General features: G+C 47.3%; 16 protein-coding genes. 7 read left to right on the forward strand and 9 right to left on the reverse strand.

Annotated elements, in window-relative coordinates:
• Window positions 1-2 precede the first annotated feature (2 nt).
• From NLX82_RS09315 to NLX82_RS09340, 6 genes are all read right to left on the reverse strand, one after another.
• The gene (locus NLX82_RS09315; protein ID WP_023987813.1) at window positions 3-899 is read right to left on the reverse strand and encodes an aminoglycoside phosphotransferase family protein; all 897 of its coding nucleotides are present in this window, start codon (window positions 897-899) and stop codon (window positions 3-5) included.
• Window positions 900-917: 18 nt separating this feature from the next.
• Complete coding sequence (locus tag NLX82_RS09320; RefSeq protein WP_028542948.1) at window positions 918-1,928, reverse strand: aminoglycoside phosphotransferase family protein; 1,011 nt, start codon at window positions 1,926-1,928, stop codon at window positions 918-920.
• A 206-nt stretch (window positions 1,929-2,134) separates the two neighbouring features.
• Window positions 2,135-2,686, reverse strand: coding sequence for a PepSY domain-containing protein (locus NLX82_RS09325; RefSeq protein ID WP_023987815.1), 552 nt, complete (start codon window positions 2,684-2,686; stop codon window positions 2,135-2,137).
• 119 nt (window positions 2,687-2,805) lie between these two features.
• Window positions 2,806-3,399 carry a PepSY domain-containing protein gene (locus NLX82_RS09330; RefSeq protein WP_023987816.1) on the reverse strand — a complete coding sequence of 198 codons (594 nt, stop codon included), beginning with the start codon at window positions 3,397-3,399 and terminating at the stop codon, window positions 2,806-2,808.
• A gap of 22 nt (window positions 3,400-3,421) precedes the next feature.
• A complete protein-coding gene (locus NLX82_RS09335; protein ID WP_068940128.1) occupies window positions 3,422-4,783 on the reverse strand; it encodes a sensor histidine kinase in 1,362 nt (453 codons plus the stop codon).
• Window positions 4,780-5,481 carry a response regulator transcription factor gene (locus NLX82_RS09340; RefSeq protein ID WP_023987818.1) on the reverse strand — a complete coding sequence of 234 codons (702 nt, stop codon included), beginning with the start codon at window positions 5,479-5,481 and terminating at the stop codon, window positions 4,780-4,782. Before NLX82_RS09340 ends, NLX82_RS09335 begins: the two co-directional genes overlap by 4 nt.
• A 326-nt stretch (window positions 5,482-5,807) precedes the next feature.
• On the opposite strand from NLX82_RS09340, the gene NLX82_RS09345 reads away from it, so the two are divergent.
• The 7 genes from NLX82_RS09345 to NLX82_RS09375 all read left to right on the forward strand — a co-directional run bounded on the left by NLX82_RS09345 (window position 5,808) and on the right by NLX82_RS09375 (window position 13,521).
• Window positions 5,808-6,503, forward strand: coding sequence for an AroM family protein (locus NLX82_RS09345; protein WP_069080722.1), 696 nt, complete (start codon window positions 5,808-5,810; stop codon window positions 6,501-6,503).
• Between the two features lie 26 nt (window positions 6,504-6,529).
• Complete coding sequence (locus NLX82_RS09350; protein ID WP_023987820.1) at window positions 6,530-7,480, forward strand: aminopeptidase; 951 nt, start codon at window positions 6,530-6,532, stop codon at window positions 7,478-7,480.
• 15 nt (window positions 7,481-7,495) lie between these two features.
• Entirely contained in the window at window positions 7,496-8,122 is a 627-nt protein-coding gene (locus NLX82_RS09355; RefSeq protein WP_028542943.1) for an aspartate/glutamate racemase family protein, read from the forward strand.
• Between the two features lie 258 nt (window positions 8,123-8,380).
• Complete coding sequence (locus NLX82_RS09360; protein WP_028542942.1) at window positions 8,381-9,916, forward strand: PucR family transcriptional regulator; 1,536 nt, start codon at window positions 8,381-8,383, stop codon at window positions 9,914-9,916.
• A gap of 34 nt (window positions 9,917-9,950) precedes the next feature.
• Entirely contained in the window at window positions 9,951-10,637 is a 687-nt protein-coding gene (locus NLX82_RS09365; RefSeq protein WP_254347863.1) for a response regulator transcription factor, read from the forward strand.
• The gene (locus NLX82_RS09370) at window positions 10,634-12,217 is read left to right on the forward strand and encodes a sensor histidine kinase (protein WP_023987824.1); all 1,584 of its coding nucleotides are present in this window, start codon (window positions 10,634-10,636) and stop codon (window positions 12,215-12,217) included. The genes NLX82_RS09365 and NLX82_RS09370 overlap by 4 nt, the downstream gene beginning before the upstream one ends.
• A gap of 122 nt (window positions 12,218-12,339) precedes the next feature.
• Entirely contained in the window at window positions 12,340-13,521 is a 1,182-nt protein-coding gene (locus NLX82_RS09375) for a TolB-like translocation protein (protein WP_254347865.1), read from the forward strand.
• Here NLX82_RS09375 and NLX82_RS09380 read toward each other — a convergent pair.
• The 3 genes from NLX82_RS09380 to yhbH form a co-directional block, all read right to left on the reverse strand.
• Complete coding sequence (locus NLX82_RS09380) at window positions 13,508-14,539, reverse strand: aromatic ring-hydroxylating oxygenase subunit alpha (RefSeq protein ID WP_028542939.1); 1,032 nt, start codon at window positions 14,537-14,539, stop codon at window positions 13,508-13,510. The genes NLX82_RS09375 and NLX82_RS09380 overlap by 14 nt on opposite strands.
• Before the next feature lie 214 nt (window positions 14,540-14,753).
• Window positions 14,754-16,196: a SpoVR family protein gene (locus tag NLX82_RS09385; protein WP_069080728.1), complete on the reverse strand. Its 1,443-nt coding sequence runs from the start codon at window positions 16,194-16,196 to the stop codon at window positions 14,754-14,756.
• Window positions 16,193-17,359 (reverse strand): sporulation protein YhbH, encoded by a 1,167-nt coding sequence (gene yhbH, locus NLX82_RS09390; protein WP_023987828.1) that lies wholly within the window; start codon window positions 17,357-17,359, stop codon window positions 16,193-16,195. Before yhbH ends, NLX82_RS09385 begins: the two co-directional genes overlap by 4 nt.
• Window positions 17,360-17,421 lie beyond the last annotated feature (62 nt).

Below are 17,421 nucleotides of genomic sequence, written 5' to 3' on the forward strand. Positions count from 1 at the left end.
GATTATAATAACGATCTAAGTTCACGTCGGTATTTGTTCAAATGCACGAACGACGGAATGACTCGCTTGGCAGAACGGAAGCCGCCTATTCTGATATTGCGGACTACATGATAGGGAGAGATCAATAGTGCGTGAAGCAGATGCAAATCATGGGTGCTCAATGGACGATATCGTTGATAGTAATCTATCGCGCGCAGCATCTTTGTCCCATTCCAAAGACAATTCCGATGAAGAAGATGGGAGAGATCTTTCATCCTTACATGTAGGGAGCAATTTTCAAAGTCGATCAAATGGATTTTGAGCTGTTTGTCTTTAATCAGATTGGGATAATTATAGTCGCCGTGTATAAATGCGGCGGCTTTTTGCTCCTGAGCAATAGCTTCTCTAACTTTGGGCTGCTGTAGGCGATGGGACACTTCTTCACAAAGAGCTACGAGATGTGCTGTGCCTCTGTATGGGATGAGGCGTTTTTTGTATCCAGCTATTTCATCGCTCAAGCCTTCATAACGGATTCTGGATGGCGGAGCTTCAGTGATAGGAAAGCTAACGGCACTGGAATGGAATTTGGCTAAAGTAGCAATTCCCTTTTTGAAGTCTATTCTTTTTGTGAATTCTGGTCTGAGTCCATGAACCCAATTGGTTAATGTATACGAAACACCTTCATAGGTCATGTAAGCCGTTTGTTGCACTGTTGGATAGACCTTTTGGCTGCGTGTAAACCCGCGCTCATCCAAGTAGGACAAGACACGTGTAATAAAACGGATCTCTTCTTCCGGAAATTTGTAGGGTTTTAAGCAATAAGTCGTATTAGCGGTCTCAATCTTGTGAATGTCCTTCATTTGACGGGTACGCTGAATTTTGATTCCGTACATCTGCTCAACGTTCGATAAAATCGACATTTTGATCCTCACTTTCTTTTATACATGAGCCCACTCTTGTAAAATATGGATGATTTGTAATCGAAGAGGCCACGACTGATCCCAATTGTCCAGGATTTCGCGATCTCTTGAACGATTCGGGTGTCGGGAAGCATGCCAGGCTTCTCGTGGTAGTTTATATAAAGCTGTAACAATCTTCCGTTCAGTACGGCTTAGTGGTTTACGCTTTTGGTATCCCTTCAGCAAGGATTGCACAAATTCAGGATTGAATTGAGTCGTATTCATAAGGGCCTTTGCCAAATCAGCATAGATTGAGCCGATCTTAGCCCGATCCCAATCAATGATTTTGAGATGACCGTCATCCGAAATAATGACATTTGGGGTAGTGATATCACTGTGTATCAAGGAGGGATGCCGATGTTCCATCCGAAGCAGCCTTATGATGGATGCATCCTGCAAATCCTTCCATGCTCGCCTGGATAAACGTTTGCAGTCTTCGCCGTGAGCATTGTACCAGTTGCGGTACGTTTTATCATGGCGACTGTTTTTTATCATTTTTCTTTGAAAAAGACGATCCTGGTTTTTCCATATCCGCAATTGTTGAATGGTTGGAGGGGACTTTCCTTTATCCATCCGATGCAAGCCGGTGGAGGTGGCGTGAAGTGTGGCAAGTGCCCGCCCCAGTTTTTCGAAATCTTCAGCGGTCTCCAGTCCCCGTCCTTTGATCCACTGACTTACATAAAATGGCGTTCCTTGATGTAGAGTCCATAACTTACCGGAATGAGTGGGGAGCCATGCGGGCATGTAGGTATACTTTCTCTTTTTCAAAAGCCTTATATGACTCGCAGCTCGTTCCATCTGTTGAATCGTATTTGAACGGATCATCTTTGTACGACTAAAGGGCTTTAATGCATAAGTTCCCTTTTTCGTTTTCACCTGGATCACTGCATTTTTTCGGTATAATGATGAGACTAAGCTTGATTTTAACGGGATCAGGCCGAAACGACGGGTGATTTTGCGAATCTGTGCTTTAGTATAGGATTTCGCCATAAGAACCTCGCTTGACTTTGGATTGAAGAAAAAGGTAATCCTCTGTTAGTTATCAGTCTATTCATGAAGAAATAATAGGTGCAGTTTTATGAAGCCATCTTCGTTCTTTTCCTATGTCACATTGGTCAAAAAAACGGAGCAGCGAAAGTTCGCTGCTCCGTTTTAATTAGCTCTGTATTTAGTTACCCTGATTATGACCTGGGTGATTAATATTCGTTGTCATCATCATCTTCGTCTGTATCCACGATTGCGCCAGATGATGCATGGATTTCAAGCTCAACGGTTCCTTCGTTGGTGAGTACCTTTACCTCGTAGATGAACTGTCCATCTTCCTTATCCAATTTAGAAGACAAAAGGGTACTCCCGGGTACGTGCTTAAGCGCAATTTGTCCAGCCTGTTTTTCAGTCAGGGTGATGTGATTTGGCTTGTTAAGGGAGGACTCGTCATTCGAGTCATGATCAAGCTCAGAATGGGAACGGATGGTTTTCCCAGTATAAGCATCAACATCTATATCCCAATCTTTATCCCCTTGCTGGAGATCCACCTCATAGTAGACTTTTCCGTTCTTGCGCTCCAGTTCGACATCTTCAACTTGTGCATTATTCCCCACAGCCTTCTTGGCAATGTTGGCAGCGGCGGTCGCTCCAATAAGGCCCGTAGGTTTAGCGGCCCATACGGCATTCGCTGAGACACCCGTAACTGTAACTCCAAGCAGAACCGTGGCTGCCATAATTCCTAATGTATAGTTTTTTTTCATTACATAATTCCTCCTTGTGCTATAAGCATGAATACAGCTTATCTCTTGAACATGAGAGGAACATAATAGAATCATGAGAAAACCATGAGAAAACATGAGCTGAGATGATCATCAAGTCGTCATGATTCGTTGTGCTCCTGTTTTTCTTTTTCCCACGTTATAGAGTCGATAGAGCCCGATACTGCATTGACCTGTACTACTGCTTCACGCCCATCTTTTACCTCAACCTCAACCAGATAGTAAAGGCCTTTGTCGTTGCGATGAAGCTCAATATCATCGGATGTTCCGTTAACTGCTTTGGCAGCAAGCTTGGCTGCTTCTTTCTCTGTAATAACGAGAGAAACCGGGTCAGGTTTATTAGCTGGATTCGATGTGTCTCTGGTTGGTGAGGTACCGGGTTTGTGATCTTGGGGCTCCTGCTTCGCATCTGTATAAGCCTGTGTCCGCTTAATGGAGTCGATGACACCGTCATAGGCATTGGCTTTTATATCGTACTTCCCTTTGGCGCGTTCCAGCCTGATCAGATAAAAATCACCCAAGCGTTGGGATTCGAGCACCTCGCCGGGATACTGATGCAAAACGGATTGGATGACGGCTTTTTCTTCCAATGGAGAAGCTGCTAACGACCGTGCCCAAGGCCACTGTAAAAGACAAATTGTAATCAATACAGCCGCCAGCGTACCCCCAATCATCCACACATAGATGGCTTTCATCGTTATTCCCTCCTTTGGCTTATTATTTTGGAACGGTAGGGAGGATGATCGTTGCAGTTGTTCCGCTCCCCTCTACACTTTCTAGCCCAATTTGAGCATGTATAGCTTGTGCAATTCCTGTAGCCAATGATAAGCCTAGCCCAGCCCCACCTTCCTCGCGGCTTCTGGCTTCATCCACACGATAGAAGCGGTCGAATACTTTAGATAACTTTTCTTCCGGGATTCCAATTCCTTGATCTGTGATTCTTATGCAGGGTTGAGCTGTACCGCCCACCGTATCAATCATCAGGTGTATCGGCTCGTCACTGTATTTGCGTGCATTATCCAAAAAGATAAATAGCAGCTGCTTCAGCTTATTTTCATCGGTATAGCCAATGCAGTCTGTCTGTACATCCAGTTGAATTTGTCGGGCGAACGCATTTTCAAATGTAGCTTTTAATTCTGTCGCTATTCTGGTCAGGTGTACAGGCTCCAGCACGACATTCCATTGTTCTTCGTTTCTGGCCAACAGAAGAAGCTGCTCTGCCATGTCCTTCATTCGGATCGCCTCGGAATGAATCGCTTCAACGGATTCGGCGAAAATGTTGGGATGCTGCAACCCCCGCCGTTTGAGCAGGCTGGCATAACTTTCAATAATGGTGAGCGGTGTCTTCAACTCATGGGACGCATTAGATACAAATTGTTCTTGCCTGACGAAATTCCGCTCCAGCAGTTCAATCATGTCATTAAATGTTTCTCCCATTTCGACCAGTTCGTCGCGTGATGATGAATTGAGCGGAAGGCGTTTAAATTTCCCGCTGCGCTGAATTTCTTTCATCGTGCTAATCATAGATGTAATTGGACGTGTGATCAGTCTGCCGAGCAGCCTTCCCGACACCACAACAGGAATGAGCGCAATTCCAGTGACAGCCACAAGTACAATTCTGAGTACCTGTAGCGTCTGCATCGTCGGTTGCAGACTTTCGGTCACCTGGAGATTGACAACCTCGCCATTGGTCCAAATCATGGGGAGCGATACAAGAATGTAACGATTGCTTTCATAGGTAATCATGCGAACCTGCCGTGTTTCATCAAAAACGCCCTTCATCAAGCTAAGAGATTGCTCGGAAGAAGAGGTGATAGGGGGAAGAAAGTCGCCTTCTGGTTTCATCAGCCGAAGCATGCCATCCAGCGGTACATAGGCTCGGAGAAGATCCTCAGCGGCTACGGATACCGGAGCACGTTGAATCCCACGAACTATGTTCTCTGCTGCGGCCTCTACCTGGTCTTTTCGATTGTCTATCGAAAATTGGCTGAATAGGAAATAGATCGAAAAATTAATGGCTACAAGTAAGACCGCGAATAATAACGAGGTGTACGTATGGATTTTGTTTTGTAGCTTCATAAAGATTCCTTCAGTACATAACCAATTCCGCGTACAGTATGGATCAGCTCAGGGAGCTGGCGCGTAGGGTCGATTTTATTGCGCACGTAGCGAATATACACATCGACCACATTGGTATCGCCCATATAATCTATGCCCCATACATTCTCCAGTAATTGTTCACGGCTAAGTACCTGCCGCTGGTGTCTGAGTAAATGAACGAGCAAGTCAAACTCTCGCGGTGTAAGCTCAATGTTGTGCTCTCCTCGAAGAACTTCACGAGTACCTTCATGGAGACGTAAATCCCCGGCACTAAGCCATTTATCTACCCCTTGTGGAGCCATGTCTTTCGTTGCACCCACTCTGAGTGCGGCCCGTACACGTGCAAGCAGCTCTTCGATCACAAACGGTTTGGTAACATAATCATTGGCTCCCAAATCGAGTCCCTCGACCTTATCTGCAATGGAACTTTTAGCCGTCAGCAAAATGACAGGAACGTTCGCATCATGCTTACGAATCCTACGAAGTAGCTCGATGCCATTGAGACCGGGAATCATAATATCCAGCAACACTAGATCCCAATTGCCTTTGCAATACGTCTCCAGCCCATCAATTCCGTTTTTTTCTTTACATACTTGATAGCCTTCAAATTGAAGTTCGATCTCTAGAAGCCGGGCAATCTTTTCTTCGTCTTCTACGATCAAAATAGATTGTTTCATGATCATGCCCTCCTGTAGGCGAATAGCCGATACGGAAGTATTTTAGCATATACGGACAGGTAAGGCACTTCAAAGCGCAGGGCAGTGAGGGAAGCGATGTTTATGCTGCGTTATATTTCTTGACATTAAAAAGGAATAAAATGTAATGGTAGCGCTATGATTTTGTTTTTTTATCCTTTATGCACAACAAACAAGCCTTTGTTTTGGTCAGGACGAACATTGTCTATGTGAGGAAAGTTGCAGTAACATAAGTTAAAACTATTCACCAGAACCGAAATAAGGGCAGACCGCGAGCTTGCCCTTTGTCGCCAGGAGCGTAAAATAAAATGAAGCGAAAGCAGGGATTCAAAATGCATAAGCTTGGGATGATTACGATTGGGCAAGCCCCCCGGTCAGATGTGACCCCTATCGTAGAAAGGGCATTGGAAGGACGGGCAGAGCTGGTACAGGCTGGTGCGCTAGATGGGCTCTCATTGGACTATATACAACAGCATCTATCACCGTCACCGGGAGAATATGTATTAACCTCGCGCTTGACGACCGGGGAGTCGGTGGTCATTTCACGCGAAAAAATCCAGCCACTGCTCCAGGACAAAATCACACGTTTGGAGGAGCAGGGCATACGTACTATTTTGTTACTCTGTACCGGTGTGTTTCCTGGGTTGCATACCCGAAGCGCTTTTCTAATTGAGCCAGATCATGTGCTTCCTCCTGTACTAAAGGCCATGTCCAGCGGAAGAAGGTTGGGTCTCATTGGACCGCTCGAAGAACAGAAGAACAACCTCAAGCTTAAATTCAGCCCTTATGGATTGAATCCAGAGTTTGCGGCGGCCTCGCCTTACAGTGGCAGTGAGGAAGAATTTCGCCGAGCAGCAGGACAGTTCAAGAATCAAGCCGATCTGATCGTACTGGATTGCATGGGCTATACGGAAACGCATAGAGAGCTAGCGGCGCATTACTCAGGGGTTCCCGTTGTATTGTCCAATGCCTTGATTGGCAAACTGGTATCGGAAATGGTGTAAGGAGCTAAAAATTGGAGGTAAGAACTATGAGTCAACAACGTATTGAAATCAGTAAAAATGTATTGCAAAAATGTTTGGGACTTACCGCTGGAGAGACGCTTCTGGTCGTAACCGACGATGATAAAAAAGAATTGGGCGAGTCTATATATGAAGCTGGCAAGGCACTGGGGGCAGAAGCAGCTATTTTGACGATGAAGGTTCGTTCCAAATCGGGCGAGGAGCCTCCAGCCCCTGTTGCCGAAGCCATGCTTCGCTCCAACGTTGTTGTATGTGTCACCCGGTATTCGCTGACACATACAAGTGCCCGTAAGCAAGCCGCAGCTGCTGGAGCACGCCTGGCGACCATGCCCGGCATGACAGACGATATGTTCATGAATGGAGCAATTGCTGCTGATTATCCGAAGGTCAAGGCGCTGACCGAAGAGGTGACCGCATTGCTGACTGCTGCCAAGCAGGTACGGATTGAAAAGGATGGATATAGTCTGAACTTTACCATAGAAGGGCGCAACGGCGTTCCCAGCACAGGTATGTATTTGAATCCTGGCGAATCGGGGAACCTGCCTTCAGGTGAAGCGTATATTGCTCCGCTGGAAGGAATGGCACAGGGTCAGATTGTGGTGGACGGTTCTGTAGCAGGAATCGGTGCCTTAAAAGAGCCACTGCTGCTGACGGTGCAAAATGGTAGATTAATCGCCGCAGAAGGGGAAGCCGGACAGTCCCTGTTGGATATGCTCGGCGAAGGCGATGGTAGAATGCTGGCCGAATTTGGTATTGGAACGAATGATAAAGCCCGCATTACAGGTGTTGTGTTAGAGGACGAGAAAGTATATGGCACGATTCATGTCGCTTTTGGCAGCAATAATACCTTTGGGGGAACTGTCGCTGCGGGTGTACATATTGACGGAGTCGTACAAAAACCGGATGTATATCTGGATGATCGTCTGATTATGAAGGCTGGTCAGTTGCTAGAGCGATAAAGGGAGGAAGTTATCATGCTTGGAATGATCAGAGTGCTTACCATGCAGGACAAAGCAGCTATCGACCTTCACGGCCGGGTCATTGAGCAGCGCTACGGGCTACCTGTCACCAGTGTATGTATTCCCGATCAGCCGAAAGGGATCTACGATGATATCACAGACCGGGAAGCGGTGCCTAAAATTGTGCTCGCGGCGCAACAACTCGTTGAACAAGGCTGTACGTCTATCGGTATTAGCTGCGCGGCTGATCCAGCGCTAGAGGAAACTCGTCAGGCTGTATCTGTACCTGTATACGGGGCGGGGTCCTGTGCGGCACTCTTGGCTCTGACATCGGCCAGCCGTGTAGGCGTGTTGACCATTTTGGAGGAGGCTCCGCCGCTGATTCGCCGCATTTTGGGCGATTCCTATATCGGTACAGAGCGTCCCATAGGTGTGCAGACGACACTGGACTTGAACACTCCACAAGGTAAAGAGGCAGCTATGGCAGCAGCGTTACGGCTTCAGGAGAAGGGGGCTGAGGTAATTGTACTTGCCTGCACAGGTTTTGTAACGATGAACTTTGCGCCAGAGCTGGAGCGTACACTAGGGATTCGGGCTATTGACCCGATTGTGGCGTTGGGTGCAGCTGTTTCGGTACGCTAGCAGCCACTTCGTGTGGGGTACAAGCAGGATAGTTCTTAAACTTCATTATAAATAGTTGAATATTAAAATAAACCGCCTTTTCCAGAAAAGGGCGGTTTATTTATGTTCCATTGAGCTCCTAAAGATAGGAATGGGCTGGTGTGGATAGATTTGACCAAGCGGTAAAAGGTTTTGTTTTGTACACTTTTTTGGTACACTATCCTGAAAATTAGATGAACTAAGGATTTTGCAAAATAAATAGCAGGGTGGTCTGTCTTTATGAAAATACCGGGTGTAACAGTTCAAGAGCTCATGGCAATACCCGTGTTGAAGGAGGCGAAGGTATTAAGCGGAGAACAAGGGCTAAGCCGGGTTGTCCGGTTTATTGACATTATGGAAGTCCCTGACCTGAAAGGCTGGGTCCGGGAAGGTGTATTGTTAATGACAACGGCTTATTCGATCCGTCATGAGCCTGAGGTATTGTGTCAAATTATTCAATTACTGCATCAGGGCGGGGCGGCGGCGCTTGTGATCAAGCCTACCCGCTTTCTCACGGAAATTCCCCATAGTGCGCTTGAAGAAAGCAATGCCTGTGGCCTTCCTGTGATTGAGATTCCAGCCGATATTCCCTATACGGATATTACGCAGCGTGTCATGGATATGGTGTTGAACCGACAGGCAGAGCTGCTGCGACGTTCGGAAGAAATCTATCGAACGTTAACGACGATGGTGCTGGAGAACAGTGGCATACAGGCTGTAAGCGATAATATAGCAGAGCTTTTTAAAGCTCCGGTTGCTTTGGTTGATAATGGTGGTCAAGCCATTGTCACTTCACCACAAGATTGGGATTGGGCGAAGGTACAAGATGCTCGTCATTTTCCAATTAGTGTGGATAAACGTACAGTCGCCAAGTTGGTCATTGCCCGCAATGAACTGGATGATATGGAGCAGGTTGGTATTGAGCAGGCACGGCTGGTGATGGCGTTAGAATTAATGCGTGAAAAGGCAGTAGAAGATACGGAAAGCCGACTACGGGGGAATTTTATAGATGAGCTCATGACACCTCCGTTGCCGGTGCGGCATGAGGTTGAGCGGAGAGGTCGTCAATTGGGATTCAACCCGGAATATAACTGGGAGGTGGCTGTACTGGAAAGTGCTACGGCTCCGCCAGAAGAGATTCTTTCTGGGTTATTGAGTATGGAATCGACCCGACGGCGTGTGGTGTCTCATATTGAGTTCCGTTCAAATCGTGCGATATTATTTCTGCCGACTCTTCAGCCGAATGATCATCAGAACGCACCTGGCTCTGATCAGGAAACGTCCTGGAGTGATACGCTGAAAAACTGGTCAACTGAAAAAGCCTGGGGTACCGCCGATTATTATTTAGGCATCGGAAGTGCCAAAAAGTTATGGGAGCTGCTGCAAAGCTACAATGAAGCACGTCGTGCCATTACTGTAGCCCAGCGGCTGTATCCTGATAAACGTGTATGCAAATACAGCGATATAGAGATGCACTATATGCTTGGAGAAGCGATGGACAAAGAGGAATTTTCAAATTTGTTTGAACGCAAGCTGGGGAGACTTCAGCAATATGATCGCTCACATGGCAGTGACTTACTCAAAACGTTATTTTATTATTTGGAAAACAGGGGCAGTCTGGTAGATACAGCCAATTATCTTTTTATACATCGTAACTCAGTAAAATACAGATTGGAACGGATACGCGACATGACGGATTTTGATCTTAACGATCCACGTGAGCAGTTTATATGTCATACATGTCTGATTCATTATTATTTGCGGGAACATAGGTAGCTGGAGCGTTTTTTTAATGCAGGGAGGGCAGGACATGGATAAAAAAATACTGATAGCGGACGATGAGGCGAGCATTCGGAATGCGCTGGCTTATGCGTTAAAGCGAGAGGGTTTTTTGGTGGAAACTGCTGTTGATGGGGAGGACGCCTTGGAAAAAGTGCGTTTGTTCCACCCGGAAGTTCTCATACTGGATGTGATGATGCCCAAACTGGGTGGATATGAGGTGTGCCGCCGCTTGGAAAGTCGGAAGGGCATCGGTATTTTACTGCTGACGGCCAAAAACGATATCGTTGATAAGGTACTCGGGCTGGAGCTGGGTGCGGACGATTTTATGAGCAAACCGTTTGACCTAAGGGAGCTGCTCGCTCGTATTAAAGCATTGGTACGGAGACTGGAGCGAGAAGGAGCGCCTGCCCCGGAAGGAACAGAAATGGTACTCGGCCCATTACGGGTACGTCCGCTCAGCCGAACGGCTGAACTTGGAGCCATAGCGCTGGATCTGACCCCCAAGGAGTTTGATGTGCTGGCGCTGTTGGTGTCTCATGCCGGGAGGGTGTATACACGGGACGAGCTGCTAGAGCAGGTATGGAGCTTCGATTATGTGGGCGGAACGCGGACGGTGGATATTCATATCCAGCGCTTGCGCAAGAAGCTTGAGCCGCATCAGGCGATATTGCAGACCGTGTATGGTATCGGCTATAAGGCAGAGAAAATGACGTGAACGAACATCATTCACTCCATCAGCAAGGAAGCTTGCGGTCCACCGACCAACAGAAACGCAAACGCAAACCTACAGGCTTAAGCCTGCGTTGGAAATTTCCCCTGGTACTGGCGGCTTTGCTGCTGTTTACTGTCGGTGTGCTGAGCTGGCTCGTGCTTACTGGCATTCGCGCTAACCAGACAGACCAAATGGAACGCAGTTTAAAGCGCCAGGCCGAAATTGTAGAAATGCGTGTAAAACAGTCTTACCTGTTGGGAGTGCGCCAATCACCGGAAGGCTTCATGAAGAAGCAGGCGCCCCAACTCGCAGTGGAACTGGGCGTATCCAGCAATATGCGCGTTATTTTATATGATGGTCAGGGGCATGAGGTTGGCAATTCTCTACCGCTGGCTTTTAGAACAAATGTCAGCCAGGCCCTTTCCTATGCGCTCCAAGGCAAAATTGCGTATATTACGGAAGGTAGCGCAGTCACCTATTTGGCTCCGCTTCAAGGTCCGGACGGCTTGCTGGGAGTGGTACAGCTTCATAGCTCAACAGAAGCGCAGCAGCAGTTCTACCAGGCCATTGCCCACTTGTTTCTATGGACGGGAGGTGCGGTGCTGGTATTGAGCTTTATTTTGGGCTTAGGCTATGTCAGCCGCCAGACGAGAGATATCGGACGACTGACTCGCGCTTCCGAACAGATATCGGCAGGGCATTATCCGGAAACCAGACTGCTGCGGCGGCAGGATGAGCTGGGAAGACTGGATGAAGGAATGCTCCTGATGAGTCATGTGATCCGGGAGAGCATTACCGCGCTGGAAAACGAAAAGCTTCGGCTGGAAGAAGCGGTTCAGCGTTTGAGAGAGCTGGAGCAGCAGCAAAAATCTTTTATTGGAAATATCAGCCATGAACTGAAGACTCCATTAACCTCTATTCAGGCCTATGCTGATTTACTGGACATGTATGGGGATGATCCTGAACTGGTGCGTGAAGCGAGAGAAAGTATCAGTAAGGAAACAAAACGGTTATACGAGCTTGTCGAGGACTCGCTGCGGCTATCTGTGCTGGATAAATATGATTTTGAATTGCATACGGAGGCTGTGAAACTGCATTCGTTGCTGGAAGATGCAGGGAGCCGTATTCGAGGAAAAGCGGCAGCGCGTAGGCTGAATTTTTCGATAGATACCGTTCCTGCCCAGGTGTGGGGAGACCCTAAGCATCTGATGCATATTGTACTGAATTTGCTGGATAATGCAGTGAAGTACAATCGGGACGGTGGATGGATTACGTTATCGAATCGAGTAGAACAGGACACCGTGATTGTGTGTATACGCAATTCCGGCCCATGGATTCCTAGGGAGCAATGGGACATGATTTTTGAGCCGTTTGCTACCTTAAGTCGTGATCGATCTCGTCAGGACAGCGGTACGGGACTCGGTCTTCCTCTGGCGCGCAGACTGGCGGAGCGCATGGGGGGAGAGTTGCAGCTTACAGCTTCAGATCATAGTGGGTTGGAAAATGACAACGGGCATACAAATGTAAGTGGGAATGAATTTTCGCTTAGACTCCCTCTCTTGGTTCACGATGGCTCCCTGTAAATGGCCAACTGTTAGCACAGGGCTAAAATGGTGTCTTGTTTACAACTTGGAAACAATCCGATGTATTCATGAGATGTTCGGGCATTAAACTGGGGGTATCGTTAACAAGGAGGCCGTTATACATGATAAAGAAAAACATAGGCAGCTATGGGCAAAAGAACGGCTCCTCTCATCGCGAAGATTCCCGTACAAGAGTTTTCAGACAGAAAGCCACGGGGGTGCTCATGACCGGCTTAATCGCCGGGGCATTGTTCAGCGGTTGCGGCATGAAGAGCGCAGGAGAGACAAATCCAGCATCTGGTATGAAACCGGGCCAACAGCTTACTGTGATTGACACGGATGCAGCCCAGCAGCAAGTAACGGACGAGCTGGTGGTATCGTCTATCGACAGGCTGGGGGATGTCTACGCGAGGTCTTGGCTGAGCGACGAAGAGCTGATTGTGGAGCGTAAAACCCAGCTGTGGATTCATAATGTAGAGACAGACAAGGAGCGGATTTTAACACCAGGTCGTAAGGCTCCACAGTTACTTGCTGTGGTATCACCGGATCAGCGCCATGTCTTTTTTACTGAAGGTAGCACCAGCAGCAAATATGATATTCAAGGCTACATTTTGGAACTAGGCAGTGGTAAGGTTACATCGATCGGCAAGCTGGATATGACTAACGAAGTGAGCTGGAGCGATGAGAATGATCTCATTACAGGCACACCGGATGGTAAAATCCAGCTGATTGGTCTGGACGGAAAAGCTAAAGAATTGAGTTTTCAAGATCCGAATCGCTCTGAATTGATGTCTCATGTCGAAAAAGTGGGTAACGCCATATTTTATACAGGCAGTGATAAACAAGGGTATCCGGTGCTGAATCGGTTCACCCTCAATCATTCTCAGGCTGTGACCATTGCAGAGGGTGGCATGTCCTTTGCCGTGTCGCCTGACGGTAAGTCTATTGCCATTGAAAAGCGGAAATGGAATACATCCGAACCAGCCCGTATGATCATTTTGGATGAACAGGGCAAAGAGAAAGGAATCGTCGGTCAAGGCACTTTAATGAGTCGTGGAAGCTGGTCCAGCGACGGGTCCAAGCTTGCTTATTCCATTTATGATGAGGATCAGCAAGGCATGAGAGGGCTGTATGTGTTTGACCAGTCTACGGGTAAAACCACTCCGGTTACGACCGATATCCAATCCTATGACAGCCCAACGGTATGGAGCCCATCCGCCCGGTTTTTATCCATGTACCAGAACATCTCGGAAGGTGGAAAACAGCTCAATCAAAGCTACATCGTCGAATTTAAGAGGAAGTAGTTTCTGGACCCAGTCGTACACGAGGCTCATCGTTGACAAGGAAATCATACCAGCGGTTGCGAAACCGAACCTGAGGTCCATCAGCGGGGACGTGTGCCTCCATTCGCAGCGCTTCTGGGATTGGACGCGGATGCTGGCTTTCCACCACGGCCCGATCCTCTTCCAGCACCTTGCCACTGTATCTGGAAAAAATGTGGCTCATACCCGGTACAAATCTGGCAAAATTACGTCCAGCCATTCCGTAGATGGCAGTTAACTCTTGCTCAATCGGAGTGAAGGTGACGAAATTAATAAACTTGCTGCGTCCTTCTTTTACGGGAGTCAAAATCCATTGCTGTGGAAAGGTATATTGCAATAGACCTTTCCCGTTTTTCACTCGAATATGATTGTCATCCGCTTCAAACTCGATATGAATGTCGGTGGAGGATTTTTTACCGATCGTTTTGTTATGGACAATTGGCAAATGAGCGACATCCAGCACGCTCTCCACAACTCTCGTCAGATGTGCCTTCCACACGGAATCGTAGGGAGACAAAATGAGAGAGGGGTCCTCCAGCTCGGGAAAAATCTCCAGAGGAGGTGGGGACGTGGATGTCCCCATCTCTGAGTTTATCTCAGACTTTGAGCCAACGGCCTGAGGATATACCCACAGCAGGCCGGCTTTTTCAATCGCGGGATAGGCATAGGTATGAGCAAACTCAGGAATAGCCCGTCCCGGGTGTGCCGGAATATCCACACACTGCCCACTCTCATCGAAAGACCATGCATGATATGGGCATGTGATGTGCCCGCTTTGACAATAGCCGAGCGATAAATCAGCTCCTCGGTGCGGGCAATAAGCATGGATGGCATGTACCTGACGATGATCATCACGGTACAGGACAATATCTTTGCCAAGCAGTCGCTTTTTAAGCGGTTTATTTTTTAGCTCCTTGGACCAGCCAACGGCGTACCAGGCAATCGGGAATACCTGCTGATCACTTTCACGAACTTCACGAAAGCTGGGATGGGTGTTCATCTATATCAACGCTCCTTGTTCTGCTTCTCAATTATGACCCGTGGGTCATTTATTATATTAGTATAATACACCCCTGATCCAAAACGAAACAGGTGTCCTGAAATTGGCAAGAAACGAAGGTCGCTTAAGGTTGTATGAAATAGTAAAAAAAGGCGCATATCCTTTTTAGGAATGCCCCTTTTTTAAATTAGGCTGGCTATTTGATTTTGTATGACTATACAAACTTACGATGATGTTTCTTACCGTCATATGAGAATAAGGCGAGCTTACCCTCAATCAATGTTTCCAAATGAACGGTGCGCCCCCACAGCTGATATACATACGGAAGTGTGCGCTCCATATATTTTAAATCCAGCTCAATGCCTTCGTACTGGTGCTTGAGCTTCAACTCGCCCGTATGCAGGTAATCTCCATCCTCGACGACGATATAAGGGGAGCCTCCATTCACACGTGAAAACACGAGCTGATCCCGTATGTTTTCCCAGGATTTATCGGTAATTTTCCAATCGGGTCCCCGTTTCTCAAACACGTACAGATCCAAATCCTCTGTCAGTTTCTTGGTCATGTAATTGCGTATAAAAGAGGTGTCTGAGTCGAACTCTCGTACCTCGAACATTTTAGCGCGTCCTTCGCCCGGTTTGCGTCCTTGTCGCTCTTGCTCCTCACGGGTTGGGTTATCCCATCGTTTTTCAATATCCTCAAATATTTTCAGTCCCAAATAGTACGGGTTCAGGCTTTGCTTGGAAGGCTGTACGACAGAAGCGTTCAGCATCGCAAATTCAACGGTTTCCTCCCCGGTCAAATCTAGTTCCCTTACAATCCGCTGGTGCCAATAGGAGGCCCAGCCTTCATTCATGATTTTGGTCTCCATTTGAGGCCAGAAATACAGCATTTCGTCCCGTAGCATCGTCATAATATCCCGCTGCCAGTCCTCCAGTACCTCCGAGAATTCCTGAATAAACCAGACGATATCTTTTTCAGGTTCCGGTGGGAACTTGCGTACCTTGATGCCCTCGGTCTCGGCGGGATCATGCTGCTTCACTGTGTCCAGTGACCATAGATCATCGTAAGGCCCAGGGGGACGCTGGCGTTTTCCGGGTTCTTTCTGCTCCCGAATTTTGAGCTCCATGTAACGCTGTTTATCCAGATGCCTTGGTTTGATGATCTGTGGGTCTACATGCTCTTGTATCGCCAGTACAGAGTCAATGAAGGATTCTACAGCCTTTGACCCGTATTCCATTTCATAGCTGTTGATTCGATCTGCTGTGGCCGACATACTCTCTACCATATTGCGATTAGAAGCTGAGAAGCGAGCGTTGTGTTTGAAAAAATCACAGTGTGCCAGTACATGGGCGACAATCAGTTTATTTTGCACCAAAGAATTTCCTTCCAGCAGGAAGGCATAGCAGGGATTGGAGTTAATGACCAGCTCATAGATTTTGCTCAATCCAAAATCGTACTGCATTTTCATCTTGTGAAATGTTTTTCCAAAACTCCAGTGGCTGAAGCGCGTGGGCATACCATAGGCTCCGAACGTGTATACAATATCCGCCGGACAAATCTCATACCGCATCGGGTAGTAATCGAGCCCGAATCCATCGGCAATCTCCATAATTTCTGATATCGCATATTCTAGCTCCTTCTGGTCGGTACTCATCCCACCGATCCCCCTTCCCGTTTGCGAAAAAAGGTACGTAAGGCTTGGTATACCTCACCTTTTTCCTTGATGACATAGTACATAAACTGATCCTTTTTAATATTCTTGTAGGCTGACATCAGCGTGCTGCTGCGATTATATTGATTCACTTCTCCATAGCCGAACATATTGCTCCGCTTTATAAGTTCCTCGATTAGCTTCACACACCGCTCATTGTCCGAGGTCAGGTTATCGCCATCCGAGAAATGGAAGGGATAAATATTGTAGCTGGAAGGAGGATATCGTTTGTCGATAATCTCCAGTGCTTTCAAATAAGCGGAAGAGCAGATCGTGCCGCCACTTTCTCCGCGGGTAAAAAATTCTTCTTCCGTAACCTCTTTAGCCTCGGTATGATGCGCGAGAAAGACAATTTCCACCTTTTCATACTGACGGCGCAAAAAGCGGGTCATCCAGAAAAAGAAGCTGCGAGCGCAATATTTTTCAAAAGAGCCCATCGAACCTGAGGTGTCCATCATAGCTATAATCACCGCGTTGGATTGGGGAATGGTCTTCTCTTCCCATGTTTTGTAGCGAAGATCGTCCGGACTAATATGATGAATGCCCGGTTTCCCCTCACGGGCGTTGCGGCGCAGATTTTCGAGAATGGTTCGTTTCTTGTCAATGTTCGCTTGCATGCCTTTTTTACGTATATCATTAAATACGATAGATTCAACCTCAATTTGATCCTTGTCTTTTTGCTGTAAATTCGGCAATTCCATTTCCTCAAACAGCATATCTTCCAGTTCTTCTATGCTGACTTCCGTTTCCATAATATCGTGTCCCGGCTGGTCGCCGGCTTTCTCACCTTTACCTGGCTTCTGGGAAGCAGGATCACGTCCAATGACATCCCCCACCTGACTGTCGCCATCTCCTTGGCCTACATGCTTTTGCTTTTGATAGTTATAAATGAAGCGATATTCATCCAGACTGCGAATCGGCACTTTAATAATCTGTTGACCGTCCGACATAATAATATTTTCTTCCGTTATCAGATCGGGTAGATTTTGCTTAATGACATCTTTGACCTTCTGCTGATGACGTTGCTGGTCCTGGTACCCTTTGCGATGCAGCGACCAATCTTCGCGGGATACGACGAATGAATATGGCTGGCGTGGTTCCGGCATTATTAGGCACCCCCCAAGTGGATACACGGCACAGTTTGGCCTTGTTGGTTATTAAGTATATT

Origin of the sequence: Paenibacillus sp. A3M_27_13 (assembly GCF_024213315.1) — a bacterium.
Lineage (GTDB): Bacteria > Bacillota > Bacilli > Paenibacillales > Paenibacillaceae > Paenibacillus > Paenibacillus polymyxa_B.

Excerpts from the sequence above, each read along its gene's own strand:
- NLX82_RS09365 (WP_254347863.1), top strand. The coding sequence starts at position 9,951 with ATGGATAAAAAAATACTGATAGCGGACGATGAGGCGAGCATTCGGAAT.
- NLX82_RS09375 (WP_254347865.1), top strand. The coding sequence starts at position 12,340 with ATGATAAAGAAAAACATAGGCAGCTATGGGCAAAAGAACGGCTCCTCT.
- NLX82_RS09315 (WP_023987813.1), bottom strand. The coding sequence starts at position 899 with ATGTCGATTTTATCGAACGTTGAGCAGATGTACGGAATCAAAATTCAG.
- NLX82_RS09345 (WP_069080722.1), top strand. The coding sequence starts at position 5,808 with ATGAAGCGAAAGCAGGGATTCAAAATGCATAAGCTTGGGATGATTACG.
- yhbH (WP_023987828.1), bottom strand. The coding sequence starts at position 17,359 with ATGCCGGAACCACGCCAGCCATATTCATTCGTCGTATCCCGCGAAGAT.
- NLX82_RS09340 (WP_023987818.1), bottom strand. The coding sequence starts at position 5,481 with ATGAAACAATCTATTTTGATCGTAGAAGACGAAGAAAAGATTGCCCGG.
- NLX82_RS09385 (WP_069080728.1), bottom strand. The coding sequence starts at position 16,196 with ATGAGTACCGACCAGAAGGAGCTAGAATATGCGATATCAGAAATTATG.
- NLX82_RS09380 (WP_028542939.1), bottom strand. The coding sequence starts at position 14,539 with ATGAACACCCATCCCAGCTTTCGTGAAGTTCGTGAAAGTGATCAGCAG.
- NLX82_RS09335 (WP_068940128.1), bottom strand. The coding sequence starts at position 4,783 with ATGAAGCTACAAAACAAAATCCATACGTACACCTCGTTATTATTCGCG.
- NLX82_RS09325 (WP_023987815.1), bottom strand. The coding sequence starts at position 2,686 with ATGAAAAAAAACTATACATTAGGAATTATGGCAGCCACGGTTCTGCTT.
- NLX82_RS09350 (WP_023987820.1), top strand. The coding sequence starts at position 6,530 with ATGAGTCAACAACGTATTGAAATCAGTAAAAATGTATTGCAAAAATGT.
- NLX82_RS09355 (WP_028542943.1), top strand. The coding sequence starts at position 7,496 with ATGCTTGGAATGATCAGAGTGCTTACCATGCAGGACAAAGCAGCTATC.
- NLX82_RS09330 (WP_023987816.1), bottom strand. The coding sequence starts at position 3,399 with ATGAAAGCCATCTATGTGTGGATGATTGGGGGTACGCTGGCGGCTGTA.
- NLX82_RS09320 (WP_028542948.1), bottom strand. The coding sequence starts at position 1,928 with ATGGCGAAATCCTATACTAAAGCACAGATTCGCAAAATCACCCGTCGT.
- NLX82_RS09360 (WP_028542942.1), top strand. The coding sequence starts at position 8,381 with ATGAAAATACCGGGTGTAACAGTTCAAGAGCTCATGGCAATACCCGTG.